This is a genomic window from uncultured Erythrobacter sp. (genome assembly GCF_947492365.1).
Taxonomy (GTDB): Bacteria; Pseudomonadota; Alphaproteobacteria; order Sphingomonadales; family Sphingomonadaceae; genus Erythrobacter.
This window is the reverse complement of sequence record NZ_CANLMB010000001.1, coordinates 100,421-126,428: the sequence shown is the minus strand read 5'-3', so window position 1 is coordinate 126,428 and position 26,008 is coordinate 100,421. Positions and strand designations below refer to the sequence as shown.

Genomic DNA, 26,008 nt, shown 5'->3' with positions numbered 1-26,008 from the left:
TGGGCGCCAGTTGACGGATTAGGCGATGCGCAGGCGGCCTTGGCTCAATGCGCGATGAGAATGGAACAGGCAGAAAGCAACCGATATGGAATTCTTTGACACCCTGATCATCACGCTGGTGATTTTTACGGTGCTGGTGGCTGGCTATCTGCTGGTGACAGGATCGGGCGCGGGTAAAGCGCAAAAGCGTCGCCTCGATTCCTTGCGCTTCCGCCATTCCGAAAGCACCGACACCAAAGTTGAATCGCAGCTCAAGAAAGCCATCGCGGCGCGCAAGCCCAAGACGCATCGTATTGCCGGGTCTGGCTCGCGTACCGAAGCTCTTGAAATGCGGCTCGACCGGACTGGCAAAGGCTGGACCGTATCGCAATACATCTATGCGACTTTGGGCCTTATCCTTGCGATTGCTGTTGTGATCTATCTGCGCAGCGGAGCCTTTCTGCTGTCACTGGGCATTGGTTCGGTGATCGGGCTTGGCCTGCCGCATCTGGTGGTCGGCTTTTTCATCAACAAGCGCACCAATGATTTCAACGCCAAGTTCCCCGACGCGATCGAGCTGCTTGTGCGCGGTCTGCGTTCAGGCCTTCCGGTGACCGAAACGCTCGGCGTTGTCGCGCAGGAAGTCGATGGCCCGGTGGGCGTCGAATTCAAAGGCATCGTTGAGCGGATCAAGATCGGTAAGACGATGGAAGATTCGCTTCAGGAAACCGCTGACCGGCTTGGCATTCCTGAATTCAACTTCTTCTGCATCACACTCGCCATCCAGCGCGAGACCGGTGGTAACCTGGCAGAGACCCTGTCGAACCTCGCCGACGTGCTGCGCAAGCGAAGCCAGATGAAGCTCAAGATCCGCGCGATGAGCTCGGAATCGAAAGCCTCGGCTTACATCGTCGGATCGCTGCCCTTCATCGTCTTCGGCCTGATCTACTGGATCAACCCGAACTATATCGGCGGCTTCTTCTACGAAGATCGCCTGATCGTTGCCGGCCTTGGCGGCATGGTGTGGATGAGCATCGGCGTATTCATCATGGCCAAAATGGTCAGTTTCGAGATCTGATCCGGGAGCCACATGAACCATGCTTAACCAGACCCCCGGACCCACATTGCTCGGCTTCGACGTTGTTCTCGTCGGGACGATCCTTGCTGGCCTCGCTGCCTTTGCTGTCATCATGGCGATCTATGCCGCGGTGACGATCAAGGACCCGATGGCAAAGCGCGTCAAATCGCTCAACGACCGGCGTGACGAGCTGAAAGCTGGCATTGTCACTGGCGGCACCAAGAAGCGCGCCAGCCTAGTCCGCAAATCCGACACCACCGACAAGGTGAAGGATTCGCTGGGCAAGATGAATGTCCTCCAGCAAAGCCAGCTCGAAGTCGTCCAGCAAAAGCTGGCCCATGCCGGCTACCGCAACAAGGAACTCGCGGTCATCATCATCGGTCTGCGCGCTGTGCTGCCGATTGTGTTTGGCCTCATCGGTTTCGTCATCTTCTATTGGGTCGACTATTTCGAGTTTGGCGACGGCTCACTCAAGAAGCTGTTTGGCTTCGCAGCCATGGTTTTCCTCGGCTACAAAGGCCCTGAACTGTACCTCTCCAACAAGGCATCCAAGCGCACGCTGGAGATCCAAAAGGGCCTTCCCGACGCGCTCGACCTCCTTGTCATCTGCGCCGAAGCCGGCCTCACCGTTGACGCCGCATTCAACCGCGTCGCCAAGGAACTGGGCCGCGCTTACCCCGAGCTGGGCGACGAATTTGCGCTGACCGCGATTGAACTGTCCTTCCTCAACGAGCGCAAGATGGCGTTTGCCAACCTCGCCTACCGCGTCAATCTCGAAGCGGTGAAGGGCGTGGTCACCACCATGGTCCAGACCGAGAAATACGGTACGCCGCTTGCTTCGGCATTGCGTGTTCTTTCGGCCGAATTCCGTAACGAGCGGATGATGCGCGCCGAAGAGAAGGCTGCGCGTCTGCCCGCGATTATGACCGTGCCGCTGATTCTGTTCATTCTGCCGGTGCTGTTCATCGTTATTCTTGGTCCGGCAGCCTGCTCGATCTCCGACGCGCTGATCAACCGGGAGTAACCCTGCACACCACGTGTAGGAAAGCACAAAAGTTAGCGGGGCTGATCCAATAGGCGCGGATCAGCCCCGTTTTCACGTCTGCACTTGAAGGTCAGTCCGTCTCTCGCGCCAGCCGTCCGGCGCGGTTGCGCATGCGTTCCAGCATGCTGCGCAAAGCCGCCTCTTCCTTGGGCGCGAAGCCTTCAAACAGCTCGCGCTCGGTTGCCTTGGCGAGCGGCATGACTTCGCGGTGGATCGCTTCGCCCTCGCCCGTGAGTTCGAGCAGATGCGAGCGGCCGTCGTTCACATTCTGTGCTCGCGCCACCAGCCCGCGGCTTTCGAGCACTTTGCAGGCCCGGTTAACCGCGACCTTGTCCATCAGAGTCGCCTCGGTCAGGTCGCGCTGGGTCAGCTTGCCGCCATTGCCAATGCCCTGCCTCGCCGCGTCGCCGAGCACTGCCATAACCCGCCATTCGGGCACTTTCAGGCCGAAGCGCTTGCGGTAACGCTCTGCAATCAGCGCGCTCACCGCGTTGGACGCGATCGAGAGCTGGTAGGGCAGGAAGGATGAAAGCTCGTATTCGCTCTCACCCGTTCCAGCGGCAGCTCCCGCACCGGTTTCGTTTGCAGGCCTGTTCGTCATGTCGTTCATGTCAACTGGTTTCCCATGAAACCACCTTCCGCGCAAGCCGCTCCAGACCCCTTCTGGCCTATTCGAACCCGCGATCCTGCCACCATGGGTAGAAGTCGGGCATGTCCTCGCTGACCTTGCCCGGATACATCGGATTGCGCTTTTCGAGGAAGCTCGCGATCCCCTCCTTCGCATCGGCCCCGCGCGACATGCGATAGATGGCGCGGCTGTCGACCTTGTGCGCCTCCATCGGGTGATCGGCGCTCATCAACCTCCACATCATCGCCCGCGTCATCGCGACCGAGACGGCGGAGGTGTTGTCGGCGATCTCGCGCGCCAGTCCCTGCGCTGCGAACATCAGATCCTCTGGCGCATGGATCGAGCGGACCAGCCCGCCCTGTTTGGCTTCCTCCGCATCGAAGACACGGCCCGAATAGCACCATTCGAGCGCCTGGCTGATCCCGACCAGTCGCGGCAGGAACCAGCTCGAGCACGCCTCTGGCACGATCCCGCGCCGCGCGAAGACGAAGCCGTAACGCGCATGGCTCGCGGCAAGGCGGATATCCATCGCCAGCTGCATCGTCGCACCGATCCCGACCGCGACACCGTTGCAGGCGCTGATCAGCGGCTTGGTGCTTTCGAACAGGCGCAGAGTGACCGTGCCGCCGCCATCGCGCACCCGCTCGTCCGACAGGTCATCGACCTCGTTCGGGTCGGAGAAGACGTGCCCCCCGCCCTCCGGCGTCAGGTCAGCGCCCGCGCAGAAGGCCCGCTCTCCGCTGCCGGTGAAGATCACCGCGCGCACCGCGTCGTCAGCATCGATATCGTCCATCGCCGCGATGATCTCGGCCCCCATCGTGCGGGTGAAGGCGTTCATCTTCTCCGGCCGGTTGAGCGTGATCGTGGCGATGCCATCGCGCTTGTCGAGGAGGATCTGGGTGAATTCGGTCATGCGGCTCTCTCTTCCATTCGATCGGTTTGCGCGGAGACTTGGACCACGCAAGTCCCCACTTTAAGAAACTGTCTTTCCCCGCAAAACCGCAGAAAAGCGCCCGTTTCAAGGGGTTTGCGTGCCCCAAAGTGTCAACTTGCACGCTCAGAGTGTCAACTTCCATTTCCGCGCAATTCTGGCCCATATCTGGCGAGAAAATGCGCGCTGTTACATCGCCCAATTCGATAGGCTTTTGGCCCCTTGTAGGAAAGTGCGGGAGAGCAAGCTGACGGTGGCGACGTCGCTCACGTCACTGTGACAGGCGTCAAACATTGTTTGACAACATATTGTCGTTTTGACTATCACGCACCAATGACGATTCGAAACCCCAAAGGCGAAGCACTCACTGCACTGATTCTGGAAACCTTCCGGATCAACGGGGAGCTGCTCAGCGCAGGCAATCGGCTCACCAAGCCGTTTGGCCTCACAAGTGCTCGCTGGCAGGTTATCGGCGCCATTGACGAGGCAGGTCAGCCGCTAACCGTCTCGCAGATCGCGCGCCGCATGGGTCTTGCCCGGCAAGGGGTCCAGCGCATCGTCAACGATCTCAAGAAGGCCGACTTGCTCAAGGCCGAGCCCAATATCGATCACAAGCGCGCGCCGCTCTTCTCGATCAGCGCCCACGGCGAAGCAGTCATGAGCCAAGTCAACACCGCACAGGCCGAGTGGGTCAACTCGCTCGCCGAAAATCACGATCCAGAGCAAATCGCGCAGGCGCTCGAACTGCTCCAATCCCTGCGAAACACACTCGAAAAACAAGACTAGGAAGGAAACCTGCACCATGCCGCAGCTCAAACAGCTCAACGATACCGTCAGCCTGATGGACCAGTTTCAGGTCAATGATGATGGCTCTGTAGTGCTCATCAATGTCTTCACAATCGACCCGAAGGACGAAGACGATCTGATCGCGGCATGGGCGCACGATGCCGCCTTTATGAAAGAACAGCCCGGCTACATCTCGACCCAGATGCACAAGGGCGTAGGCGGCAGCCCCACCTATCTGAACTACGCGGTCTGGGAGAGCGTGGAGACGTTCCGCAACGCCTTCACCAATCCCGAATTTCAGGCGCGCATTGCCCGCTATCCCGATAGCGCGGTTGTCTCGCCGCACCTGTTCACAAAAATGGCCGTTCCCGGCCATTGCGTCGCCTAAGGCGCGGGAGGGGGACAATGCCGATCAAGAGCACACCGACGCATTATGGCAGCGTCGCCATCACCATTCACTGGATCAGCGCGCTGCTTATTATCGCTTTGCTGGCAAGCGGAATGCGTGCGGGCGGGATCGAGGATGCCTCTTCCAAGGCCGCGTTCTTGCGGGTTCACATCCCGCTTGGCGTAAGCGTGCTGATCCTTACGATCTTGCGCCTCATCTGGTGGATGTTTGCCGACAGCAAGCCTGCGCCGGTTGCCATGCCCGATTGGCAGGACTTCATCGCAAAGAGCATCCACGTCCTGTTTTACGTCGTGATCCTGGGCATGGCGATCTCCGGCATTGCGATGCTGGCAGTGTCCGGCGCTGGCCCCACAATCTTCAGCGGAACGGTGGAGGCTTTGCCGGATTTCTGGGACTACAAACCTCGCATGCCGCACGGCATTGGCGGTCGCGTGATGCTCGCGCTGTTTGTCTTCCACGCAGGCGCGGCGCTCTATCATCAATTCGTCAAGCGTGACGGTCTGATTGGCCGGATGTTGCCGTCGCGCGGCTAAGGGTCCGTCCGGGTCGCAGAACGAAAAACGCCGCCCGCACCGGAATGCAGGCGGCGTTTTCCTTGTGCCGAAATGGCGCCGCTCGCGCTTAGCGCGGAGCCATGCGGATCGCGCCGTCGAGGCGCACGTCTTCGCCGTTGAAATAGCCGGTTTCGATCATGGTCATGGCCAGCTTGGCGTATTCTTCGGGGTAGCCCAGACGCTTGGGGAACGGGACCGATGCGGCGAGCGCTTCCTTTACCTGCGGCGGGGCAGCGTTCATCAGCGGTGTGTTGAAGATGCCGGGCAGGATCGTGTTCACCCGGATGCCTTCGCGCATCAGGTCGCGCGCGATGGGAAGCGTCATGCCGACCACGCCGCCCTTCGATGCAGAGTAAGCCGCCTGACCTATCTGGCCATCTTCGGCAGCGACCGAAGCGGTGTTGACGATCGCGCCGCGCGCACCGTCTTCGTTGATCGGATCGAGGCTCATCATGCCTGCCGCTGACTTGGCGATGCAGCGGAAGGTGCCAATCAGGTTGACCTGAATGACGAAGTCGAACGCCGAAATCGGGAAGTGCTTGATCTCGCCCGATTGCTTGTCGCGGCTGGCGGTCTTGATCGCGTTGCCGATGCCTGCGCAATTGACGAGGATGCGCTCTTGTCCGTGGGCTTCGCGCGCTTTGGCGAAACCGGCATCGACGTCTTCATCGCTGGTCACATTGACCTTGCAGAAGATGCCGCCGAGTTCGGCAGCCATGGCTTCGCCCTTTTCCTCGTTCATGTCGAAGATCGCGACCTTGGCGCCCTTGGCCGCCAGTGCGCGAGCGGTGGCTGCACCAAGACCCGAAGCGCCGCCAGTGACAACGGCGGGTGTGTTTGCAGATACTTCCATTGTAGAACTTCCTTCGTGTTTTGAGAGGGTTAAAGCGATTCAACGCCAATAAGCGTGAATACGCTTAAAGCGATTCAACGATGGTGACATTGGCAACACCGCCGCCTTCGCACATCGTTTGCAGGCCGTATTTCTTGCCGTGACGCTTCAGTCCGTGGACGAGCGTCGCCATCAGCTTGGTGCCCGAAGCGCCCAGCGGGTGGCCCAGCGCAATCGCGCCGCCATGGACGTTGAGCTTGTCCGGGTCCGCGCCGGTGTGCTTGAGCCATGCAAGTGGCACCGGAGCAAAGGCTTCGTTGACTTCATAGAGATCAATGTCGCTCATCTTCATACCAGCGCGTTCGAGCGCGCGGTCAGTTGCGAACAAAGGTTCTTCGAGCATGATGACCGGGTCGCCGCCGGTGACGGTGAGGTTGTGGATGCGCGCCAGCGGTGTGAGGCCGTGGGCTTTCAGCGCCTCTTCGGACACGACCATAACCGCCGACGAACCATCGCAAATCTGGCTCGCGCTCGCAGCGGTCACGCGGCCATCGGGCGAGATCAGCTTGACCCCGGCAATCCCCTCAAGCGTCGCGTCGAAACGGATGCCTTCATCGACGGTGTGCATTTCCTCGCCTTCAGCCGTCTCGATGGCAACCGGTACGATTTCATCGGCGAACGCCCCCGCCTCGGTCGCGGCAATCGCGCGCTTGTGGCTTTCAAAGGCATAGGCATCGAGATCGTCCTTGGAGAAGCCATGCTTCTGCGCGATCATCTCTGCGCCCATGAACTGGCTGAACTGGACTCCGGGATATTTGGCCTGAAGGTCAGGCGACATGTAATGACCCAGCCCTTCCTTCATGTGAAAGGTCGCATTCGAGCCCATCGGCACGCGGCTCATGCTTTCAACGCCGCTGGCGATCACCACGTCCTGCGTGCCGCTCATCACCGCCTGCGCGGCGAACTGGATCGCCTGCTGCGAGGAGCCGCACTGGCGGTCAATCGTCACCGCAGGGGTGCTTTGCGGCAAATGCTTGGAAGCGAGCACGCCCATCCGGCCCACCTGCATCGCCTGCTCACCGGCCTGCGTCACACAGCCAGTCACCACATCGTCAACCGCCTTGGGATCAATCCCGCTGCGCTCCACCACCGCATCCAGTGATTTGGCGAGCAGATCGACCGGGTGAACTCCGGCAAGACGGCCGCCGCGGCGCCCCCCTGCAGTGCGGACGGCATCGACAATATAGGCTGTGGGCATGATCGGTTTCCTTTGGAGACTGATTGAATGTCACCGACCGGTTAGCACCGCCTGCGCACTCGTCAAGCGACACAATCGAGCATCGTCTGTGTCACGAAAGATCGAATCGGGTTTGCGATGAACACCGCGCCGCCAGGCGACCCGACTGCAACAATGGAAACGCACAAGAACGGCCGATGGTGATTGTGGCCTCAGGATCAACCGTGTTGCATCTGTGTTACATATGTATCTTGATTTCGTATTTCCGGACCAACCCACTTCCCATCTGGGCCCGCATAGGCGTATTTCGCTCGCCAGGGACTGTCTAAACCAGAGTGCTGCGCATTTTCCGCGTGGGGCTCCGGACTCAATTACAGCCCGATGGAGGGGTGGAGAGAGGCTGCACACTTAAACGTGCTGCTAAACTGCATTCACCCTAAACGTGGTCCCGGCGAGAGCGGGGGGCACTCGTTCATAAGGGTAAACTACTATATGAAAATCTCATCGCAACTTCGACTCAGCGCTGGTTCGCTGGCAGTCGGGCTGGCACTGGCAGCGAACCCCGCGTTCGCCCAGGACAGCGAGACTGGTGAAGATACCGCAACTGCGGATACGGATTCGCAGATCATCGTCACGGGTACTCGTACCACCAACCCCAACCTTGAGCTTTCGAGCCCGGTTGTTGCGGTTGGCCAGGAAGAACTCACTCTGCGTCAGACCAACGTCGCAGAATCGTTCCTCCGCGAACTGCCTTCTGCTGTTCCGAGCATCGGTTCGGCAGTGAACAACGGCAACGGCGGTTCGTCGTTCGTCAACCTGCGCGGCATCGGCTCGCAGCGTAACCTGGTTCTGCTTGACGGCCGTCGCTTCGTGCCGGCTGATACGACTGGTCGTGTCGACCTCAACTCGGTCCCGCTGGCGGTGATCGAGCGGACCGACATCCTGACCGGTGGTGCAACCACCACTTACGGTGCTGACGCTGTTTCGGGTGTTGTCAACTTCATCACCCGTCGCGACTTTGCTGGCCTCGAAGCCAACTTCAGCTCGACCATTTCTGAAGAAGGCGACGCCGACGGCTACCGCATTGAACTGACCACTGGCGTAAACTTCGACGATGGTCGTGGTAACGCCGTGTTCAGCATCGGCTATCAGGACCAGGGCGACGTTCTTCAGGGCGACCGTCCGACCGGTTCGGACAATGTGAGCTCGTTCTCGGGCAACCCTGGTGGTTCGTCGAACGCTGTTCCGTCCAACATCGTGTTTGTTGGCCCGGTCAGCAACGTGATCGGTCAGATCAACGACGCTGGTACCGACATCACTCCTGGTGTTAACAGCGACGCTGGTCCGTTCAACTTCAACCCGTTCAACTACTACCAGCTCCCGTTCGAGCGCTTCAACATGTATGGCTCCGCCAATTACGAGTTGTCTGAAGCTCTCGAAGTGTTCTCGCAGGGCGTCTTCTCGAAGCAGACTGTTTCGACGCAGATCGCACCGGGTGGTTCGTTCTTCAACACCTACCAGCTGAACCTCAACAACCCGCTCCTGCCGGTAGCTATCGCTAACCGCTTCTGCGACGCGTTGGGTCTCACCGCTGCTCAGTGTACTGCTGCCATCAACACTCCGGACGGCGAAACGCTTGCCGGTGGTGGTGCTAACCCTGACTACGTTGAAGTCGGCACGCAGGTACGTCGTCGTTCGGTCGAAGCCGGCACGCGTAACTCGGAATTCACCTCGACGCTGTTCAACTTCGTTGTTGGCGCACGCGGTGGCATCACCGACAACATCGATTGGGAAGTTTCGGGCACCTACGGTGAATCCGAGCGTATCCAGCGTCAGAGCGGCTTTGCTCGCTTTGCACGTCTGCAAAACGCTCTGATTGCTATCCCGGACGGTGCTGGTGGCGCACAGTGCGCAACCTCGGCACAGGCTGGTGCAACCGCTGAAGCTGGTTGTGTTCCGATCAACCTTTTCGGCCCGCTCGGCACGCTGACCCAGGATCAGATCGACTACACGTTCGCTCTGACCCAGCAGGTCATCACCGCAACCACGATCGGTACCGTAAACGCTCAGATCACCGGTGACATTGACACAGGTCTTCTGACCTCGCCGGTCAGCTTCGCTGTTGGTGCTGAATATCGTGAGTTCACCTCGACACGTAACTCGGACGAAGCTTCGCAGACTCCGGGCGCGGTTGTTGGTGGCGGCGGTGCCGCACCTGACATTAACGGTGCCTATGACGTGTTCGACATGTTCGGCGAACTCTACATCCCGCTGCTCGAAGGCGTTCCGGGTGCGGAAAGCCTGACGCTTGAACTGGGTGGTCGTTATTCCGACTACTCAACTGCAGGTACCGAGTTCACCTGGAAAGCAGGCGGTAGCTGGGAACCAGTCGCTGGTCTGACCATCCGTGGTAACTACCAGCGTTCGTCGCGTGCGCCGAACATCGGTGAGCTGTTCACTCCGGTCTCGACCGGCCTGAGCAACCTTCAGACTGACCCTTGTCAGCTGGCTCTGCCTGTCGGCAACGCCGCGCTGACCGCAGTCTGTCTCGCACAGGGCGCACCTGCTGGTGCGATTGGCAGCATTCAGCCGCCTCCCGCTGGTCAGATCAATGTCACCACCGGTGGCAACCTGAACCTCGGCGTTGAAACCGCGGATACGTGGACGGTTGGCTTTGTTGCCCAGCCCGATGCAATTCCTGGCTTCTCGTTCTCGATGGACTACTGGAACATCAAGGTCGAAGGCGCGATCGGTACTCCGGCTGTTGGTGACATCATCAACGGTTGCTTCGGTAGCATTACCGCAGCAAGTGCAACCGATCCGGTTTGTACGGACCTCATTCAGCGTTCGCGCACCACTGGTGCACTTGCGGGCGCGCCGAATGAAGTTCCCGGCCTGATCCTGCAGCTGTCGAACCAAGGTCTTATTCAGACCGACGGTATCGACGTCAGCGCGAACTATCGCACTGATCTGACCGATAATATCGGCCTGTCGATGACTTTCGATGCCACCTGGACCAACGAGAACATCTTCAATGCCAACGTTGCGAACCCTGCGTCGCTTAACCGCGACTGCGTCGGGTTCTACTCGGTCAACTGTGGTTCGATCCAGCCGGAATTCGTCATCTCGCAGCGTTCCACGCTGTCGTTCGACGACTTCGTCCGTCTGTCGCTGCGCTGGCGTTACCTGAGCGGCACCGAGCAGGAGCCGGATGATATCGCAAACGGCAACGGCCCGGCGTTCCAGGGCACCTCACCGCTGTTTGGTGAAGTGGACTTCCAGAACATTTCTGCGGAACACTACTTCGACCTTACCGGTCAGTGGGACGTGATGGAGAACGTTCTGTTCACCCTGACTGTGACCAACCTGTTCGACAATTCGCCGGCAGTTGTTGGTAACAACATCGGTTCGACAGCGTTCAACAGCGGTAACACCTATCCGTCGACTTACGACGCGATCGGTCGCCGTTACAGCGCTGGCGTACGCTTCAGCTTCTGATCCTAGATCAGACTTGAATGAAGGAAGGGCGGGATTTTTCCCGCCCTTTTTTCATGTCTGGCCTTATGCTAGGCTACGCCCGTACAGATGGGAGATACGGTCACATGAACCTTCGCAACTTCGCCACTTCGATCGCCAGAGTGCTGGCCCCTGTGTCTTTGGCTCTGGTCGCACCTGCGGTTCTGGCTCAGGAAGAGGATGAAGGCACCACGCAGGCAGCCGCAACTCAGGAGCAAGCATCGGCTCAAGCCGCGCCGGCCGAAACACCTGCCGCCGCAGAAGCACCTGCCGAACCTGTAGAAATTACCGATCGATCACATCCCGACTACGTTCGCTGTCGCCGCGAAGCCGTTATTGGCTCACGTGCACAGCGCAGGCGGGTCTGTTTGACCAACCGTCAATGGGCTGAAGTCGCGAGTAACGGAAATCGTCTCTCCAACGAACTCGTCGACGATATGCGTTCGACATCAGTTCCCAACAACTAGGATCACTGCACTCAGTCGGCAGCTCGCACACACGCGAGGCAGACCTATGTGATGGAGAAGCCTTGGCTCTGAGCCACAGCCTGACTCCACTGCGCCACGAGGCTGATCTCCTCACCGTGCAGCTTCGCCATGTCGGCCTGCTCTTTGGCTCGATCATCGGCAGAGAAGCTTGCAGAGGCATCCTTGGAGTGGGTGGTGAAGGCCGGGCCTGTCAGCGCCGCCTCAAACTGGTCCGCTGTCAGTTCGAGCCCGCAATGGCTGTACAGCTTGCTCATGGTCGAGCGCGTGTCAGCCAGCAGGCTGGCGCTGTCCTGGATTATCACCCTGTCCGCGCCGAACTCGCTCTCGAGCCGCTTGAACAAAGCAAATTGTGAAAGCCAGCCCAGTGCAGCCACTTGCAGATCGGTGAGTTCAAGCAGGTTTTGCTCTTCAAAACCGCTCAGCAACATCCCATCCGCGATATTGCCGATCAGCACTTCTCGGACCCACCGCCTGCCCCAAAGCTGTTTCTTTGCGATCGACTGAAGGTAGGATTCGATCGGCGCGTAAAGCAGTATCGCCCGCGCACGTGGAACCAGCGTCAGGCAATCGCGCGCGAGCGGGGTCGCAATGTTGGACGGTTTGATGACATTGGTCTCGCCTGCCTCAAACGGACGCGCCAGAAGCGACAGCGCGCTCTCCAAGCCCCTGCGGATCTCGTCCTGCGAAGCGCCCCTGCGGCGCCATCCGAGCAAGTCGTTCAGGATCTGAGGCTCTTTCCATCCCATCGACACTCCCGGAACGTCGAAACCGCGCGCGACCATGGTCGAACAGCAATAGGCGGAATGGAACACGAAATGGGCAACCCGCTCTCGCCCTGCGAACGCCGCCTCGATCTCCTCAATCTTGACAGGCGTGACCGGCAAGTTTGGCGGCAAGTGCTCGTCAGTGGCGAAGGTGCTGCTACGGTGCACCTCGCGTGAGAGCGGAATGAAACCGATCAGACGCGAATTCTCGTCAAAGCGATGCGGCCAGTTGCCAGCACTTTCGAGAAAGGAGTTGCTCATCTTGAACCCATGGCAAGCTTGCCGCGAAGCAACAGCTCGCGGATCGCATCATCTCACGCGGCGAACGTCGACATAGCCGCGCCGCCCGTCGACCCGCAGGCGATAGCCACCAAAGCTCGCTTCGCTGACGGTCACTTGCGCTCCAAGCCGCGGATGCCGCTGCATTCGTGACACCTGAGTTTCCGCCCATATTTGCCCGTTGTCGAGAATGAACAGCCGCTTGTTCGAGCGGTTATCGGTGTAGATTTCCACGACGCTGCCCGAAATCTGACCGTTCTCGGCCACGGCGTCCGGATTGCCCTCCGCAATATTGCGCTGTTCGATCTGCACGGCGGACAGGCCAAAATTAGCGGCCGTCTCCTGCCGCCCCTCTTCGGCCTGCTGCGCAAGAAGTTCGGTCTCACGCGCATAGGTTGCATCGAAACACGCAAGACGCTGAGAATCGTCTGCGATCTGGGCGCAGGGTGCGTAGACGCTCTCGTCACTGTTCTGCGCTGCGGCCGCCGCGCTGAAAGTTAGCGACACCGAGGTCGCAATAATGATTGATGTGGCTCGTATCATCGCGCGATCATGCGACGGATGTCACCGATGCGCAAGCTTGCCCTGCCGACAAATCCCACCGCCAAAGTGCGCTGCCAACCAAAAAGGGCCCCGATCCTGCGATCGGGGCCCTCCTGATTTCCGTGTTCGTCAGTGATCAGAGACCGCCCGGTCCGCAATCATTGGCGAGGAAGTCGAGCACCTTGGTGTAAAGCTGCTGCTGGTGGTTGAACATGAGCGTGTTACCAAAGTGATCAGCGTCGACCATGGTCAGGAATTCGCCGGTCTTGCCAGCGTCTTCAAACGCCTTCTTGTAGTCGGTGAAGTGGTAGTAGAGCACGCGGCGATCGACATTGCCGTGCGCCATCAACAGCGGAATGTTGACCTTGTCGACTTCCTCAATCGGGTTGATGCCGATTGATCCGCGACGTTCCGACCAATCGATGATCGCCTTGGGCGCACTGGAACCGGCACGACCTCCGCCGAGGCGGAAACTCTTCGCCGGATCAGCCACCGCAGCGACCGCAACCGAACATTGGTAGAGCTGCTCTTCACGGCTCAGCGCCACAAGCGCAGCATAGCCGCCATAGGACCAACCGAAGAAAGCGACCCGGTCGGGGTCAACCAGACCCTGTTCGATCAGGTATTTGACGCCGTCATCCTTGTCGTCCTGCATCGCAAGCCCGTGCTCGCCATAGCCGGCGTCGAAGTGACGCTTACCCCAACCGGTCGAGATACGGTTTTGCGGGTAGAACACCATGTATCCGGCGCTCGCAAACATCTGACCCATTTCCGAATAGCCCTGAACCGCGTTAACGTGCGGTCCGCCATTGTGCTGGACGACCAGCGGGAACGGCCCCTCGCCCTGCGGAATGGTGATGTAGCCAGGCATCGGCAACCCATCGCGCGCCGTGTAACGGATGTACTGGACGTCAGCGAGCGCTGCCTGGTCGATCAGCGGATTGCGGCTGCCGAGTTTGGCGAGCTGGCCGTTCTGAACCAGCCAGAACGAGCCCGGATCGCGCGGTCCACTATTGGTCACCACCATCGAGCGCCCGTCATAGGAACGGCTCGAAATGCTCAGCTGGTGCGCATAAGGGATCTGCTGTCCGAGCGCTTCGTAAAGCGCCTGTTCTTCTTCGTCGAACCAGTGACGTTCGTATTTCGCGCCCGGATAGACCGCGAATGCGAGGGTGTCATTGCCGGGAATCGAGTGTGTACCAATGCCGAGAACATCCGAATCTTCGCTGGCAAACAGTTCACGAACATATTCGCCGGTCGAGAAGTTATATTCCCAAAGCGAACCCTTGTCCGCGCCATTACGGGCATCGATAAAATAGCCGATATTCGGGTCAGTGGCGTGAAGGCCAGCAAAGCCCCAGACACCGCCAACGAAACGATAGAGGTTTTCGTGATCGTCCTCGTCGTAGACTTCCCCGAACTGGGTCCAAGACCCTTCACCCGGCAGGCGGTAATATGTCTTTACCTTGTTGTCTGAATCGCGTCCTTCAGCATAGCGGGGGTTGCCCTCATTATCGAAAGAGATGCGCGCATATTTTCTCGAGCCGCGCAAAACGAGGCTCTTGGAACCGCTGCGCAGGTCAAGCTTGTAGTAACTGCGCGGACGGAAACGCTGGAACGGATCTACTCCGAGCGTACCATTAGGCTCTGCGGCCGCGACAAGAATCTTGTCCGGATCATTCGGAAGCCGGTTTATGATGTCGAGGTTTTCGTCGACCTTGCTGAACTTGTTGCGTTCCAGGTTGTAGAAATAGGTCGCGTAATTGCGCGTATCGTCTTCCTGGCTGCGCACGCGGCTGCGTTTCTGTTCCCAGGCGCCGCCGACGATGATGTTGTCGCTGACCCAGCTTGCAGAGGTAATCTCCATCGGATCAGCCGCGAGCGTGCGATAGGGCGTGGTCAAATCGCTGGTCTTATAGATCTGCAGCAGATTATCGCCTTCGCGGCTGGGATTGATCACAACAAGGAGGTGCTGGCCGTCAGGCGAAATTTGCACCTGGCTCACCACATCGCGCAGTGACCAGACATCGATCGGCACAGCCGATGTCGCCTGTGTTTCAGAGGGTGCTGAGACTGTAAGCCCCAGCGCTGCGACGCCGGCCATGGCTGCCATCATTGGCTTCTTCAAAAACTTCATGGCTAATATTCTTCCCGTTGGTGTTTCCAGTGGTCCCCCACACGCGTCTGCGTCACCTCCAAATCGGCAGACCCGCAATGGTGCACAGATAGACGAAAAAGCGGCCCCTCGGCAAGTGCCGGGGGGCCGCAATTTCTCACTCTATTGAGCAGTCGTTCGACCTAGAAGCGGTAAAGCAGCTGGCCGAAGAACTCGCGTCCGTCGAGGTTGTAGCCGTTACCGATCGCGACGTTCGAAATACCGAACACTTCGTTGGTGTCGATCAGCGGCGGTTCGTTGTTAAAGATATTGGTCACACCCACGATGACACGCAGATCGCCATTATCCCAGCGCACCGATGCAGTGTGCTCGAACCATTCATCGGCAAAGCCAACGTCACGGCAGGTCACGCCGTCACCGGTAACATTCGCAGAACCCGCACCGAGGCAGGTATCGCCGAAGAAGCCAGTGCCGAGGTTACCAAAGGCATCGTCAAGCGGGTCGATACCATCGGCCTGCTGTTCGACATCGCCAATATAACGAGTCTGCCAGGTGAAGCGGAAGTCCTTGTAATCGACCGCCAGCGTTGCACGACCAGTCCAGCTCGGGAAGCCGAACTCACCAGCATCATCGTCAAACTGGACCGAACCGTCATCATTGGTGAACAGGCTCGAACGTTCGATGAGGTGGTTGGCCCGCAGGTTCAGCGACACATCCAAGACTTCGCCGCCGATCGTCACGTCCTTACCAAAGGTCGCGTTGAGATCGATACCACGGACCGATTCTTGGTCGAGGTTCAGGAAGCCCTGGAAGATGTTGTTGATCAGCAGGCGGTTGGTGCCTTCGGTCGAGATACGATCACAGAACTGGCTGCGAACATCCTCTTCACGCGTGAAGCAGTCATTGATGATGAACTGCGCACTCGGCTCGATGATCGATTGCTTCAACTTGATGTCATAATAGTTGAAGTTGAGCGACATATCGAAACCGCTCGGGAAGTTTTCTTCGAAAGCAAACCCGGTCGTGATCGAACGCGAAGTTTCAGGATCGAGGTTCGATCCGCTGGCGATAACACCACCCGAAGCGATTTCCACACTCGGGCTCTGGAACGTGTTCAGGCCTTGATCGTCGATACCGACACGGGTCGGGTCGCGACCTTCACGCGTGCAGTTGTCGAGAACGAACTGGTCACGATCATCAGTCGCCGCGTTGTAGGCACCGTTGACAAACGCGTCATCGGGAACCGCACACGGGTCAAACAGCGTGAGGAAGCCCGTCTGGTTGTCGAGGAACAGCTCGCGCAGGTTCGGCGCACGGAACGATGTGCCGTAGCTGAACTTGAACAGCAGCGACGAAACCGGACGCCAACCACCCTTGATCGAGAAGGTACCATTGGTGCCGTAGAACTCGTCATCGGTGATACGACCCGAAACGTTGACCGTCAGCTCTTCAACAAGAGGCTCACCAGCCATGAGCGGGATGTCAAGCTCACCAAACGCTTCACGAACAGTGCGCGAACCGCTTGCGCCGCTATCCGCGAAGAACGCGAAGAACAGGCCGTTCGAGGCAATGTCGTTCGGAACCGAGTTGATTTCGTCTTTGCGCCACTCAGCACCCAAAACGACGCCAACCGGGCCAGCCGGAAGTTCGAACAGGTCACCGGTGACAAAGCCAGAAAGGATGATCTGCTCGTAGCTGGTGTCGAACGAACGAGTGTCGAACAGGTAGTCACGCTCCGCCTGCGAAGCGAAGTTACCGATTGCACCGGTCAGAACACTTGGCGCGAACAGGTTAACAGGAACACAGCCGTCGCTAAGACCCGGCGCAGCCAGGTCAGGGTTAGCAAGGCCGGCCGTATTACATTCACCGATGAACTGCGTGTCGCCAAAGGCACCGAACACGTCGAGGTTCGGATCGTAGTCATCAGCGATGCCGTCACCATTGTTGTCGATAACGCCGTCACCGTCGTAATCAGCCGTCGGATCTAGACCGAGTGCGAGCGCAAGACGATCTTCACGAACACCAAAGCGCGTCGACGAACCTTCAGAGCGCGAATAAACACCCGAGAAATCGAAGGTCCAGCTCGAACCGATAAAGGGCAGGTCACCGCGCACACCGAACACGCCGCGATACTGCTCTTGCGTAACGTCGACGTTGTTCCGATCACCCTCAATAGCGAAGATCGGCGAAATCGGCAGTGCAAAACCGGTCGAAAGCGGCGCAGGAGGGTTCGGCGATGTCGCGGCCTGCAGCGCGTTATCCGCAGCACGGCAGTCAACACCAGTTCCCGTTACAAAGTTACACGGGTTGAACTGGTTCAAGTCGGGAACCGACGGGAAAATCTGCGGGATGCCGGTATTCGGAAGACGGATTTCAGCACGGCTGTAATTCGCTTCGAAATAGGGCGTGATGTTCGCATCACCGGGCAAGGTGTACTCACCATAGGCGAAAACGTTGATCAGCTCTTGCTCAGAGATAAAGGTCTGATCGAGATTTGCCGCATTGGTGTTGACGTTCTGGAAGTCAACGTCGCGGACACCATCACCATCCGTATCGAGGTCGATACCGCTGGCATTGGTCGATTCACCAAAGCCCAGACCCGGAATGTTGGCGATGTTGCCATTGGCCGGGAAGTAGACCGAACCGACACGCGTGAACGGAATGAAGACACGGCCGGAAATGCCTGAGATCTTACATTCGCTTTCAGACAGCGTCACACCAGGCGTACGATCGCGCACAACAGCGTTGTCGCGCAGGCCGGTGGTCAGGATGTTACCGTCCTGGTCGATTTCGTAATGCGTGTTACAACCCGACAGGAAGTCACGGTCGCGCAGACGCACTTCGTCACGGTACGCATATTCCGCACCGATGCCGAAGAAGCCGCGGTCGAGGTTCAGGCCCCATGCCGCGCTGACAACATAATCGTCGCCGCCGCCCTGTTCGTTGAGGTTGCCGTTGGCCTGGATTTCAAGACCGTCAAAGTCCTTGCGCAGGATAAGGTTACCCACACCGGCAACAGCGTCCGAACCGTAAACCGAGGACGCACCGTCGAGCAGCAGGTCGTAGCGATCAACGAGAGTCGACGGGATCAGGTTGAGCGACGGGTTAACCGGCGCACCTTCCACACCCGACGGAGCCAGACGGCGACCGTTGAGGAGGAGCAGCGTACGGTCAGCACCAAGGCCGCGCAGGTTCAGCGTCTGCGAACCCGGGCCATTGTCGAGAACGAAGCCCTGGAAGGTCGCGTCGATCTGCGTACCGGCAGCGCTTTCCGAGCGCTGAAGAATTTGCGAGGGGTCAAACGCACCCACAGCCTGCTGGTTCTCGGTCGAGAGAACCTGAAGCGGCGAAATCGAGCTGTAGGTGTCGCGGACGATACGCGAACCGGTAACGGTGATGCCGCCCTGTGCCGATTGCTGCTGGCCCGAAGCGCCGGTCGTAACATCGACCTGCTCTTCTTCCTCTTCTTCTTCAGCCTGATCGTCGGCACCTTCATCCTGTGCGTTGACCGGGCCAGCCATCACGAATGCGATGGCCGATGCGGAGAAGGCAAGTGCCTTCATCGAATTGCTTTGAAACTTCTTCATGATCACTCCAGTTGTGACAACCAGAGCTTTGGTCGCTCCCGATCCACCCTCTGCTCCTTTGCGTCTAGGGACGCGCGGGGCAGAGAATCCCCTATCGAGGGCGCGACAAAGCCCCTGCGGTGTGCGCTGTCTGCAATAGGACAGGGGCCAATGTAAATGAGAGGTTCAGGTTGCGCGGGGGTTTCACCCCAGTTTCTGCCTATGTGTTGCGAGAATCCCACAAGGTTGCATCTGAAACCAAAGATACTTTTCCGAATATGTCGGATAGCCGCTTCTACGCGCAAGATTCTAAAACGAGGCGAGCCCGGTGTTAAAACTCACACGATTGTCATTTGCAGCTCGCCATCGCCTTCGTCGATCTTGAGAGTCGCGCCGTCGCTGACCTTGCCCTCGATCAGCATCTCGGCGAGCGGGTCTTGCAGGTAACGCTGAACCGCCCGCTTCAAGGGCCGTGCGCCGTAGACCGGATCATATCCGACCCGCCCGAGCCACCGCAAAGCGGCGTCCGTCAGGTCGAGAGTGATCTTGCGGTCATCGAGCAGTTTCTGCACGCGCTTGACCTGGATCTCCACGATCGGCGCCATGTGCTCCATCGCCAGACGGTGGAACAGGATGATCTCGTCCAGCCGGTTGAGGAATTCGGGGCGGAAATGCCCGCGCACGACGTCCATCACCTTGTCTTCGACTTCGGCAACCTTCTGGTCATCACCGAGATTCGCCAGATGCTGGCTGCCCAGATTGGACGTGAGGATGATGAGCGTGTTCGAGAAATCGACCTTGCGCCCCTGCCCGTCGGTCAGGTGCCCGTCATCGAGCACTTGCAACAGCACGTTGAAGACGTCGGTGTGCGCCTTCTCGACCTCGTCGAACAGCACCACCTGATAGGGGCGGCGGCGGACGGCTTCGGTCAGCACGCCGCCTTCATCATAGCCGACATAGCCCGGAGGCGCGCCGATCAGGCGGGCGACCGAGTGCTTCTCCATGAATTCGCTCATGTCAATCCGCACCATCGCCTGATCATCGTCGAACAGGAACCCGGCAAGCGCCTTGGTCAGCTCGGTCTTGCCGACGCCGGTCGGGCCGAGGAACAGGAAAGAGCCAAGCGGGCGGTTGGGGTCTTGCAGGCCAGCACGCGCGCGGCGCACCGCCTTTGACACCGCGACAATCGCCTGTTCCTGCCCGATCACACGCTTGCCGAGGATCGCTTCCATTTCGAGCAGCTTCTCGCGCTCGCCTTCCATCATCTTGTCGACGGGGATACCGGTCCAGCGCGATACGACGCCGGCAATGTCTTCCTCGGTCACTTCCTCGCGCAGCAGCGCGTTTTCGGTGAGACCTTCGGCAGCGGCGAGCTTCCTCTCAAGCTCCGGGATTGTACCGTAGGAAAGCTCGCCTGCGCGCGCGAGATTGCCCTCGCGCTGCGCCTGTTCGAGTTCGAGCCGCGCGTGGTCGAGCTCTTCCTTGATCTTGCCTTCTGCCTCGATCTTGTCGCGCTCGTTCTGCCAGCGGGTCGTGAGTTCCGACGATTCCTGCTCCAGCTCTGCCAGTTCCTTGCGCAGGTTTTCCAGCCGGTCTTTCGAGGCATTGTCGTTCTCTTTGGTGAGCGCCGATTCCTCGATCTTGAGCTGGATAATCCGCCGGTCGAGCGCTTCGATTTCTTCAGGCTTGGACTCCACCTCCATGCGGATGCGGCTTGCCGCCTCGTCCATCAGGTCGATGGCTTTGTCGGGCAGGAAGCGGTTCTGGATGTAGCGGTCGGAGAGCTTTGCAGCGGCGACAATCGAGCTGTCGGTGATCCGCACGCCGTGATGCAGCTCATACTTGTCCTTGATCCCGCGCAGGATGCTGATCGTGTCTTCGACCGTAGGCTCGTCGATATAGACCATCTGGAAACGCCGCTGGAGCGCGGGGTCTTTCTCGACATATTTCTGATATTCATCGAGCGTCGTCGCACCGATGCAATGCAGTTCGCCGCGGCTCAGCGCGGGCTTCAGCAAGTTAGAGGCATCCATCGAGCCTTCGCTCGCGCCCGCCCCGATCAGCGTGTGCATCTCGTCGATGAAAAGGATGATCTGGCCATCGGCGTTCTTCACTTCGTCGAGCACCGATTTGAGCCGCTCTTCGAACTCACCGCGATACTTCGCGCCCGCAATCAGCGCGCCCATATCGAGCGACATGAGCGTGCGGCCTTTGAGGCTGTCGGGCACGTCACCATTGGCGATGCGCAGCGCGAGACCTTCGGCAATCGCGGTCTTACCAGTGCCGGGTTCGCCGATCAGCGCGGGGTTGTTCTTGGTCCGGCGGGCGAGGATCTGGACCGTGCGCCGGATTTCCTCATCGCGTCCGATAACCGGATCAAGTTTGCCGTCGCGCGCCGCCTGAGTGAGGTCGCGGGCAAACTTCTCCATCGCGTCGTAATTCGCTTCGGCATTGGCGCTGTCGGCCTTCTTGCCGCCGCGCAGGTCTTCAATCGCCGAATTGAGCGCCTGCGCCGTAACGCTGGCCGCCTTCATCGCCTCTGCGGTGGATTCGGGAGCAATCGCCAATGCAGTGAGCAAACGCTCGACCGTGACATAGGCATCACCCGCCTTGTCCGCGAGCTGCTCCGCGCTGTCGAGCACGCGCACCGTGTCATTGTCGAGGCCCGGCGTGTCCTGCGCGCCGCCGCCGGTCACAGCCGGAATCTTCGAAAGCCCCAGATCGACCTTGCTCACCGCCAGCGAAGCCTCACCGCCCGCGCGCTGGATCAGCCCGGCAGCCATGCCCTCTTCATCCTCCAGCAGCGCCTTCAAAAGGTGCAGCGGAGTGATGCGCTGATGGTTCATACGGATCGCGACTGTCTGCGCGCTCTGCAAAAAGCCCTTGGCACGGTCGGTGAACTTGTCGAGATTCATCGGTGTATCATCCTCCTAGGACACCGATGTAATGCGCATCGCGCAACACTCAAGTCATGCTGATTTTTTTTGCAGCGATCACATGCCACCTATTTGCGCTTCTTGGGTGGCTTTTTCTTCAGGCGAAGTGATGCACCTCGTGGTGACGCTTCGCGGGGTGAGTCTTGACGTCTGAACTTTTGAAGAGGAGATTTACCCCGACCTTCTGGGCCGCCTGTGCCATCATCGGAATGGCGTTCTTCTGCCAGCAGACCAACTCTTTCAACCGAATGCCTCCTGGTTGGCGACCGTTCACGCTTTTTCGGTTTTTTCGAGGCTTTCAGCTGCGCTGGTGAGGATCTAGGAGCACGTCGGGGGCTGAAACCAGATTCGCTAGCCTCCTCTTCTTCGAGTTCACTGTATCCGTCTTGACGGCCCGCCCTTGGCTTCTTGATGAGCTTCCCCTTCTTGTTCTTAGGTTCTTCCGGCTGTGACTCTAAATCAAAATCGTGCCCGTCCCGAGCTTGCGGCGGCGCTGAAGGCGAGGATTGTTGAGCTGGTCTCTTCAAAGACAATTCTTGATCGATCGGTTGTGGTGAGGAAGAGCCACCTGCATCCGGAGACTGCTGCGCTTCGCCAGCGCCCAATCCCAGCATGATATTGCGGCCGTGCCGAGCAGACCGAGACGCTCGCCGTATAAAGGTCTTGGCTTCTTCGATATTCGACGGATCATATCCAAGCTCTGCAGCTTGCTTCATCAAACTATCATGCTGTGCGGCAGCAGTTTTCTTGTATTCCTCTCCCTCTACCGTTTTGCGATGGAACTGTGACTGTATTGATCCGCCATCGCTCCGAATATACAGCACTTTTTCGAGCAATTTTTCGTATATATCACCGCCATCTGCAGCGATTTCGCTAAGGGCAGCTCGCAAAGCGACCGGATTGATCGCAGAGCGGAAAAACTCGGATGTACTGGCTATCATCGCAAATTTGCGGACAAGCTTATTTTCGTTACCTTTGGCATCACCACCGTCGAGCACGGCCAAAAGATGCTGAGCCAATTGCTTGTCGTTCCGCTGGGTAGCTACCTTCATACGAGCCAACATGTCTTTGTATTTGTGAACGGGCGGACCACCGTAAAGCATGTTGCCGGGCCCTGTGACGGTGTAGGGCTCAGGGCCATCTTTGTGCTTGAATGGCTTGACCTTCGTCACTGCAATGCGCGGCCCATTCAGCTCGAATTGCTCTTCATCTGATGCTTCAGCGTTAAAGAGGGCCTGCCGCCTTACTTTCTCGGCTTGCTCCAGCGCAAGCGCAGGGGCCGGATCAATGCGCCCTGACCTCCGTCGTTCCACCTTAGATGTTAGTGGCGGTTCTGGTGGACGAGCCGCAGCCATGTCAGCACTCACTGCTCTTAGCGCTCGATCAAACAGCTTTTTATATGATCCTGGGTTCTTGTCGAACGGGTAATGCCCTTTGGACCATTCCATGATCTTATCGACCGCGGCCTCGCGCAACTTGGGGTGATTGCCCCACATTGTTCCCGTGGTCTTGTTTGCTTGCAGTTCCTTCTGCAGTTCATCGCGTGTTGATTTGAACCGGTTACGACCAAGCTTGAAGCCACTCTGGACCGCCAGCGAGGCCGAGCTTGACGCGGCTTCCAGGTCCAGCCCCCCTTTCTCCTCGACGTCCTCCTCTTCCTCGGCATCTTCGTCCTCGTCGAAGGCAGCGGCGAATGATCGTCTTCTGCTCAATGCACTTGCAGGAAACGAGTGGATCGGCGGCATTGACCGCGCAGCTGCCTCTTCTTCATCTTCGCTGCTGCTCGAGGATCCGCTCGAGCGCAATACTGATGACGAAATGCTCATACTCGAGGATGAGCGCGAGAATTCGCTGCCCAACGACTTGTCATATCTCGAAGCCATACCACCCCCGCAATCCGACCGGACACCCGCAACGATGCGGCAGCTGAGAGGTTAACACCAACAGGTATCGCCAACCTGCTCGATGACCACCTTGTCCGGAATTGGCACAGCACGCCTCCCCTTCCCCTTGCCCCGCACAACGGTTAGGTCGGTCAAAAGCACTTGGAGAGAGATTGCATGGCTTGGTTGAAACGCAGCGCTCTTGCGTTGGTAGTGGTGCTCGTTCTTGCCTTTGTGGCGCTGGCCAGTTGGGAGCCATACTTCGCGCATCAGAGCGAGGCTCCAGAATACCGTGAATTCTCGGCCGAGATTGTGCGCGATGAATTTGGTGTGCCGATGATCTATGGCGAGACTGACGCCGATGTCGCTTACGGTGTCGCCATCGCCCATGCCGAGGACGATTTCTCCACGCTGCAAGATGTCGCGGCGATGTCGCGCGGGCGCTATGGCGCGATTGCCGGTCAGGATGGCGCGACCTTTGACTATGTCTATCACCTGCTCGATGCGCGCGGCACGGCGATGCGCAAGTATTACGACCTGCCCGAAGACACGCGCGCCCTGTTCGAAGCCTATGCAACAGGCCTCAACCAGTTTGCCGATGAGCATCCCGGCGAGGTCAAGCTGGCCAATCTCTTCCCGCTCAACGGAGAGGATATCGCTGCCGGCTTCGTGCTACGCCAGCCGTTCTTTTACGGCCTCGGCAATGTGATCGGGCCGCTGGTTGCAGGCGATGAGCTGCGGCGCGAATTTGGCCCTGACATTCCGGGTTTCCCGCGTGACGGCTCTGCTCCGGACGCATCGGCTCCGGTCGATGAGGCGGAACCGGGCGGAACCGCTATTCATGGCCTCGTCCTGCCATGGGGCGAAGAAGCCGACCATCTTGGCTCCAATGCCTGGGCGGTGTCACCTGAGCGTTCAGGTGGGCCGACTACGCTGATTTCCAATTCGCACCAGCCCTTGCGCGGAGGGGTCGCTTGGTACGAACTGTCAGTGCATTCAGGCGAAGGCTGGCATTTTACCGGGGCGAACTTTCCCGGATCGCCCTTCCCCTTCCTCGGCCATAATGAGAATCTCGGCTGGACCAACACGGTCAACCGGCCCGACATGGCCGATATCTACCAGCTCGAAATGAATGACGATGGGACGCAATACCGGCTCGACGGCGAATGGGTCGATCTGGAGAGCACGACGGTCACTTTGCCGGTCAAGATGGGCCCCATCACGCTGCCGGTGCGCCGCACGGTGCTTCGCAGCGTCCACGGACCGGTGATCGAGAACGACAACGGCTTTTTCGCGGTCCGCTATGGCGGGATGGATTCGGTCGATCAACTCGACGCCTATTACCGCATCAACAAGGCGCAAAATCTGGAGGAGTGGCAGGCGCAGATGGCCCGCATGGCGATCCCCTCGACCAATTTCATTTATGCCGATCGTGAGGGCAATATCGCCTATGTCTATAACGCCGCGATCCCTGACCGGCCCGAACTGGACGAGGTGCAGGCCAATTGGCGCGGCGTGCTCGACGGGTCGCGCAGTGACCTGATCTGGGAGGGGACGGTTGACTATGCCGAGATCCCCAAGCTGATCAATCCGGCCAGCGGCTGGCTCTATAATTCCAATAACGAGCCCTACACTGCGGCAGGCGAAGGCAGCGATCTCAGCCCCGACGATTTCTCGCCGGTGCTTGGGATCGAGCGCAAGCAGACCAACCGATCATGGCGCGCATACCGGCTGCTTAGCGAGGTCGAGGGGCCTCTCGACCTCGCGGCGCTGGAGCGGATCAAATATGACACCGCCTATGAACGGCGCGGCTATGTCGCGGATATGTATGACCAGCTCGAAGCGCTCGATCCCGGCGACGATGCCGATCTTGCCGAAGCGCGCGATCTGATGCTGACATGGGATTTCACCGCCGACAATGAAGGCGCGGCGGACAGCCTCGCCCTGTTGATGATCCGCGACTTTATGAGCGCGGAGTATAACAACAAGAATGAAGGCGAGCTGCCCGATGTGGCGGAGTATCTGCTCGATAAACGTGCGCATCTGATGGAGCATTTCGGGCGCATCGACCCGCCGATGAGCGAGCTGCTGCGTCTGCGTCAGGGCGATGTCGATCTGCCGCTCGATGGCGGGTCGGACACTTTGCGCGCTTCGACCACCTGGGTTGTCGACGATGATGGCCGGTTAAGTCTGGTTCATGGCGACAGCTTTATCCAGTGGGTCGAATGGCCGAGAGATGGCGGCAGGGTGTTCTCACGTTCGATCCAGCCTTTCGGCGCTGCGACAACGCGGCCCGACAGCGAGCATTACACCGACCAGATGCAGCTGTTTGTCGACCATGAATTGAAACCGGTGCGTTTCTGGGAAGAGGACGTTCGCGCCGCTGCCCAAAGCACGCGCACGGTTACAAATGCGCGATAAACACACTATATCACGAG

The 26,008-nt window shown here is 59.0% G+C and carries 18 protein-coding genes; 8 read left to right on the top strand and 10 right to left on the bottom strand.

Going from position 1 to position 26,008, the window contains the following annotated elements; all coding sequences use genetic code 11:
- Nucleotides 1-85: 85 nt before the first annotated feature.
- Together Q0887_RS00575 and Q0887_RS00570 are read left to right on the top strand one after the other, a co-directional pair.
- The gene (locus Q0887_RS00575) at nucleotides 86-1,057 is read left to right on the top strand and encodes a type II secretion system F family protein (protein WP_299191431.1); all 972 of its coding nucleotides are present in this window, start codon (nucleotides 86-88) and stop codon (nucleotides 1,055-1,057) included.
- Between the two features lie 19 nt (nucleotides 1,058-1,076).
- Nucleotides 1,077-2,081 carry a type II secretion system F family protein gene (locus Q0887_RS00570; RefSeq protein ID WP_299191429.1) on the top strand — a complete coding sequence of 335 codons (1,005 nt, stop codon included), beginning with the start codon at nucleotides 1,077-1,079 and terminating at the stop codon, nucleotides 2,079-2,081.
- A gap of 91 nt (nucleotides 2,082-2,172) precedes the next feature.
- Here the strand turns inward: Q0887_RS00570 and Q0887_RS00565 are convergent, their stop codons facing one another.
- Nucleotides 2,173-2,703 (bottom strand): MarR family winged helix-turn-helix transcriptional regulator, encoded by a 531-nt coding sequence (locus tag Q0887_RS00565; RefSeq protein ID WP_299195142.1) that lies wholly within the window; start codon nucleotides 2,701-2,703, stop codon nucleotides 2,173-2,175.
- Between the two features lie 67 nt (nucleotides 2,704-2,770).
- Nucleotides 2,771-3,643 carry a crotonase/enoyl-CoA hydratase family protein gene (locus Q0887_RS00560; protein ID WP_299191427.1) on the bottom strand — a complete coding sequence of 291 codons (873 nt, stop codon included), beginning with the start codon at nucleotides 3,641-3,643 and terminating at the stop codon, nucleotides 2,771-2,773.
- A gap of 351 nt (nucleotides 3,644-3,994) precedes the next feature.
- On the opposite strand from Q0887_RS00560, the gene Q0887_RS00555 reads away from it, so the two are divergent.
- From Q0887_RS00555 to Q0887_RS00545, 3 genes are read left to right on the top strand one after another with little or no spacing between them, the layout of a single operon-like run.
- Nucleotides 3,995-4,447, top strand: coding sequence for a helix-turn-helix domain-containing protein (locus tag Q0887_RS00555; RefSeq protein ID WP_299191425.1), 453 nt, complete (start codon nucleotides 3,995-3,997; stop codon nucleotides 4,445-4,447).
- A gap of 16 nt (nucleotides 4,448-4,463) precedes the next feature.
- Nucleotides 4,464-4,835: an antibiotic biosynthesis monooxygenase family protein gene (locus tag Q0887_RS00550; protein WP_299191423.1), complete on the top strand. Its 372-nt coding sequence runs from the start codon at nucleotides 4,464-4,466 to the stop codon at nucleotides 4,833-4,835.
- Between the two features lie 17 nt (nucleotides 4,836-4,852).
- Nucleotides 4,853-5,389 (top strand): cytochrome b, encoded by a 537-nt coding sequence (locus Q0887_RS00545; RefSeq protein ID WP_299191421.1) that lies wholly within the window; start codon nucleotides 4,853-4,855, stop codon nucleotides 5,387-5,389.
- Nucleotides 5,390-5,477: 88 nt separating this feature from the next.
- On the opposite strand, the gene Q0887_RS00540 is transcribed toward Q0887_RS00545, so the two are convergent.
- Both Q0887_RS00540 and Q0887_RS00535 read right to left on the bottom strand, forming a co-directional pair.
- Nucleotides 5,478-6,263 carry an SDR family NAD(P)-dependent oxidoreductase gene (locus tag Q0887_RS00540; RefSeq protein ID WP_299191419.1) on the bottom strand — a complete coding sequence of 262 codons (786 nt, stop codon included), beginning with the start codon at nucleotides 6,261-6,263 and terminating at the stop codon, nucleotides 5,478-5,480.
- A gap of 64 nt (nucleotides 6,264-6,327) precedes the next feature.
- Nucleotides 6,328-7,500: an acetyl-CoA C-acetyltransferase gene (locus tag Q0887_RS00535; RefSeq protein WP_299191417.1), complete on the bottom strand. Its 1,173-nt coding sequence runs from the start codon at nucleotides 7,498-7,500 to the stop codon at nucleotides 6,328-6,330.
- A 471-nt stretch (nucleotides 7,501-7,971) separates the two neighbouring features.
- On the opposite strand from Q0887_RS00535, the gene Q0887_RS00530 reads away from it, so the two are divergent.
- On the top strand, nucleotides 7,972-10,977 hold the full coding sequence (locus Q0887_RS00530; RefSeq protein ID WP_299191416.1) for a TonB-dependent receptor: 3,006 nt from the start codon (nucleotides 7,972-7,974) through the stop codon (nucleotides 10,975-10,977).
- Between the two features lie 104 nt (nucleotides 10,978-11,081).
- Nucleotides 11,082-11,462 (top strand): hypothetical protein, encoded by a 381-nt coding sequence (locus Q0887_RS00525; protein ID WP_299191414.1) that lies wholly within the window; start codon nucleotides 11,082-11,084, stop codon nucleotides 11,460-11,462.
- Nucleotides 11,463-11,506: 44 nt separating this feature from the next.
- On the opposite strand, the gene Q0887_RS00520 is transcribed toward Q0887_RS00525, so the two are convergent.
- From Q0887_RS00520 to Q0887_RS00495, 6 genes are all read right to left on the bottom strand, one after another.
- The gene (locus Q0887_RS00520; protein ID WP_299191412.1) at nucleotides 11,507-12,508 is read right to left on the bottom strand and encodes a hypothetical protein; all 1,002 of its coding nucleotides are present in this window, start codon (nucleotides 12,506-12,508) and stop codon (nucleotides 11,507-11,509) included.
- A gap of 48 nt (nucleotides 12,509-12,556) precedes the next feature.
- Complete coding sequence (locus Q0887_RS00515; RefSeq protein WP_299191411.1) at nucleotides 12,557-13,033, bottom strand: hypothetical protein; 477 nt, start codon at nucleotides 13,031-13,033, stop codon at nucleotides 12,557-12,559.
- Nucleotides 13,034-13,205: 172 nt separating this feature from the next.
- Complete coding sequence (locus tag Q0887_RS00510; protein WP_299191409.1) at nucleotides 13,206-15,206, bottom strand: prolyl oligopeptidase family serine peptidase; 2,001 nt, start codon at nucleotides 15,204-15,206, stop codon at nucleotides 13,206-13,208.
- Between the two features lie 161 nt (nucleotides 15,207-15,367).
- Nucleotides 15,368-18,772 (bottom strand): TonB-dependent receptor, encoded by a 3,405-nt coding sequence (locus Q0887_RS00505; RefSeq protein ID WP_299191407.1) that lies wholly within the window; start codon nucleotides 18,770-18,772, stop codon nucleotides 15,368-15,370.
- A 317-nt stretch (nucleotides 18,773-19,089) separates the two neighbouring features.
- Complete coding sequence (gene clpB / locus Q0887_RS00500) at nucleotides 19,090-21,666, bottom strand: ATP-dependent chaperone ClpB (RefSeq protein ID WP_299191405.1); 2,577 nt, start codon at nucleotides 21,664-21,666, stop codon at nucleotides 19,090-19,092.
- Between the two features lie 89 nt (nucleotides 21,667-21,755).
- Nucleotides 21,756-23,432, bottom strand: coding sequence for a hypothetical protein (locus Q0887_RS00495; protein ID WP_299191403.1), 1,677 nt, complete (start codon nucleotides 23,430-23,432; stop codon nucleotides 21,756-21,758).
- 315 nt (nucleotides 23,433-23,747) lie between these two features.
- On the opposite strand from Q0887_RS00495, the gene Q0887_RS00490 reads away from it, so the two are divergent.
- On the top strand, nucleotides 23,748-25,991 hold the full coding sequence (locus Q0887_RS00490; protein WP_299191402.1) for an acylase: 2,244 nt from the start codon (nucleotides 23,748-23,750) through the stop codon (nucleotides 25,989-25,991).
- Nucleotides 25,992-26,008: the final 17 nt, after the last annotated feature.

What these genes read in the sequence shown, in the direction of transcription:
- clpB (WP_299191405.1), bottom strand. Translation starts at nt 21,666, where the DNA reads ATGAATCTCGACAAGTTCACCGACCGTGCCAAGGGCTTTTTGCAGAGC.
- Q0887_RS00530 (WP_299191416.1), top strand. Translation starts at nt 7,972, where the DNA reads ATGAAAATCTCATCGCAACTTCGACTCAGCGCTGGTTCGCTGGCAGTC.
- Q0887_RS00495 (WP_299191403.1), bottom strand. Translation starts at nt 23,432, where the DNA reads ATGCCGCCGATCCACTCGTTTCCTGCAAGTGCATTGAGCAGAAGACGA.
- Q0887_RS00550 (WP_299191423.1), top strand. Translation starts at nt 4,464, where the DNA reads ATGCCGCAGCTCAAACAGCTCAACGATACCGTCAGCCTGATGGACCAG.
- Q0887_RS00560 (WP_299191427.1), bottom strand. Translation starts at nt 3,643, where the DNA reads ATGACCGAATTCACCCAGATCCTCCTCGACAAGCGCGATGGCATCGCC.
- Q0887_RS00555 (WP_299191425.1), top strand. Translation starts at nt 3,995, where the DNA reads ATGACGATTCGAAACCCCAAAGGCGAAGCACTCACTGCACTGATTCTG.
- Q0887_RS00535 (WP_299191417.1), bottom strand. Translation starts at nt 7,500, where the DNA reads ATGCCCACAGCCTATATTGTCGATGCCGTCCGCACTGCAGGGGGGCGC.
- Q0887_RS00505 (WP_299191407.1), bottom strand. Translation starts at nt 18,772, where the DNA reads ATGAAGAAGTTTCAAAGCAATTCGATGAAGGCACTTGCCTTCTCCGCA.
- Q0887_RS00510 (WP_299191409.1), bottom strand. Translation starts at nt 15,206, where the DNA reads ATGAAGTTTTTGAAGAAGCCAATGATGGCAGCCATGGCCGGCGTCGCA.
- Q0887_RS00570 (WP_299191429.1), top strand. Translation starts at nt 1,077, where the DNA reads ATGCTTAACCAGACCCCCGGACCCACATTGCTCGGCTTCGACGTTGTT.
- Q0887_RS00525 (WP_299191414.1), top strand. Translation starts at nt 11,082, where the DNA reads ATGAACCTTCGCAACTTCGCCACTTCGATCGCCAGAGTGCTGGCCCCT.
- Q0887_RS00545 (WP_299191421.1), top strand. Translation starts at nt 4,853, where the DNA reads ATGCCGATCAAGAGCACACCGACGCATTATGGCAGCGTCGCCATCACC.
- Q0887_RS00575 (WP_299191431.1), top strand. Translation starts at nt 86, where the DNA reads ATGGAATTCTTTGACACCCTGATCATCACGCTGGTGATTTTTACGGTG.
- Q0887_RS00540 (WP_299191419.1), bottom strand. Translation starts at nt 6,263, where the DNA reads ATGGAAGTATCTGCAAACACACCCGCCGTTGTCACTGGCGGCGCTTCG.
- Q0887_RS00565 (WP_299195142.1), bottom strand. Translation starts at nt 2,703, where the DNA reads ATGACGAACAGGCCTGCAAACGAAACCGGTGCGGGAGCTGCCGCTGGA.
- Q0887_RS00520 (WP_299191412.1), bottom strand. Translation starts at nt 12,508, where the DNA reads ATGAGCAACTCCTTTCTCGAAAGTGCTGGCAACTGGCCGCATCGCTTT.
- Q0887_RS00490 (WP_299191402.1), top strand. Translation starts at nt 23,748, where the DNA reads ATGGCTTGGTTGAAACGCAGCGCTCTTGCGTTGGTAGTGGTGCTCGTT.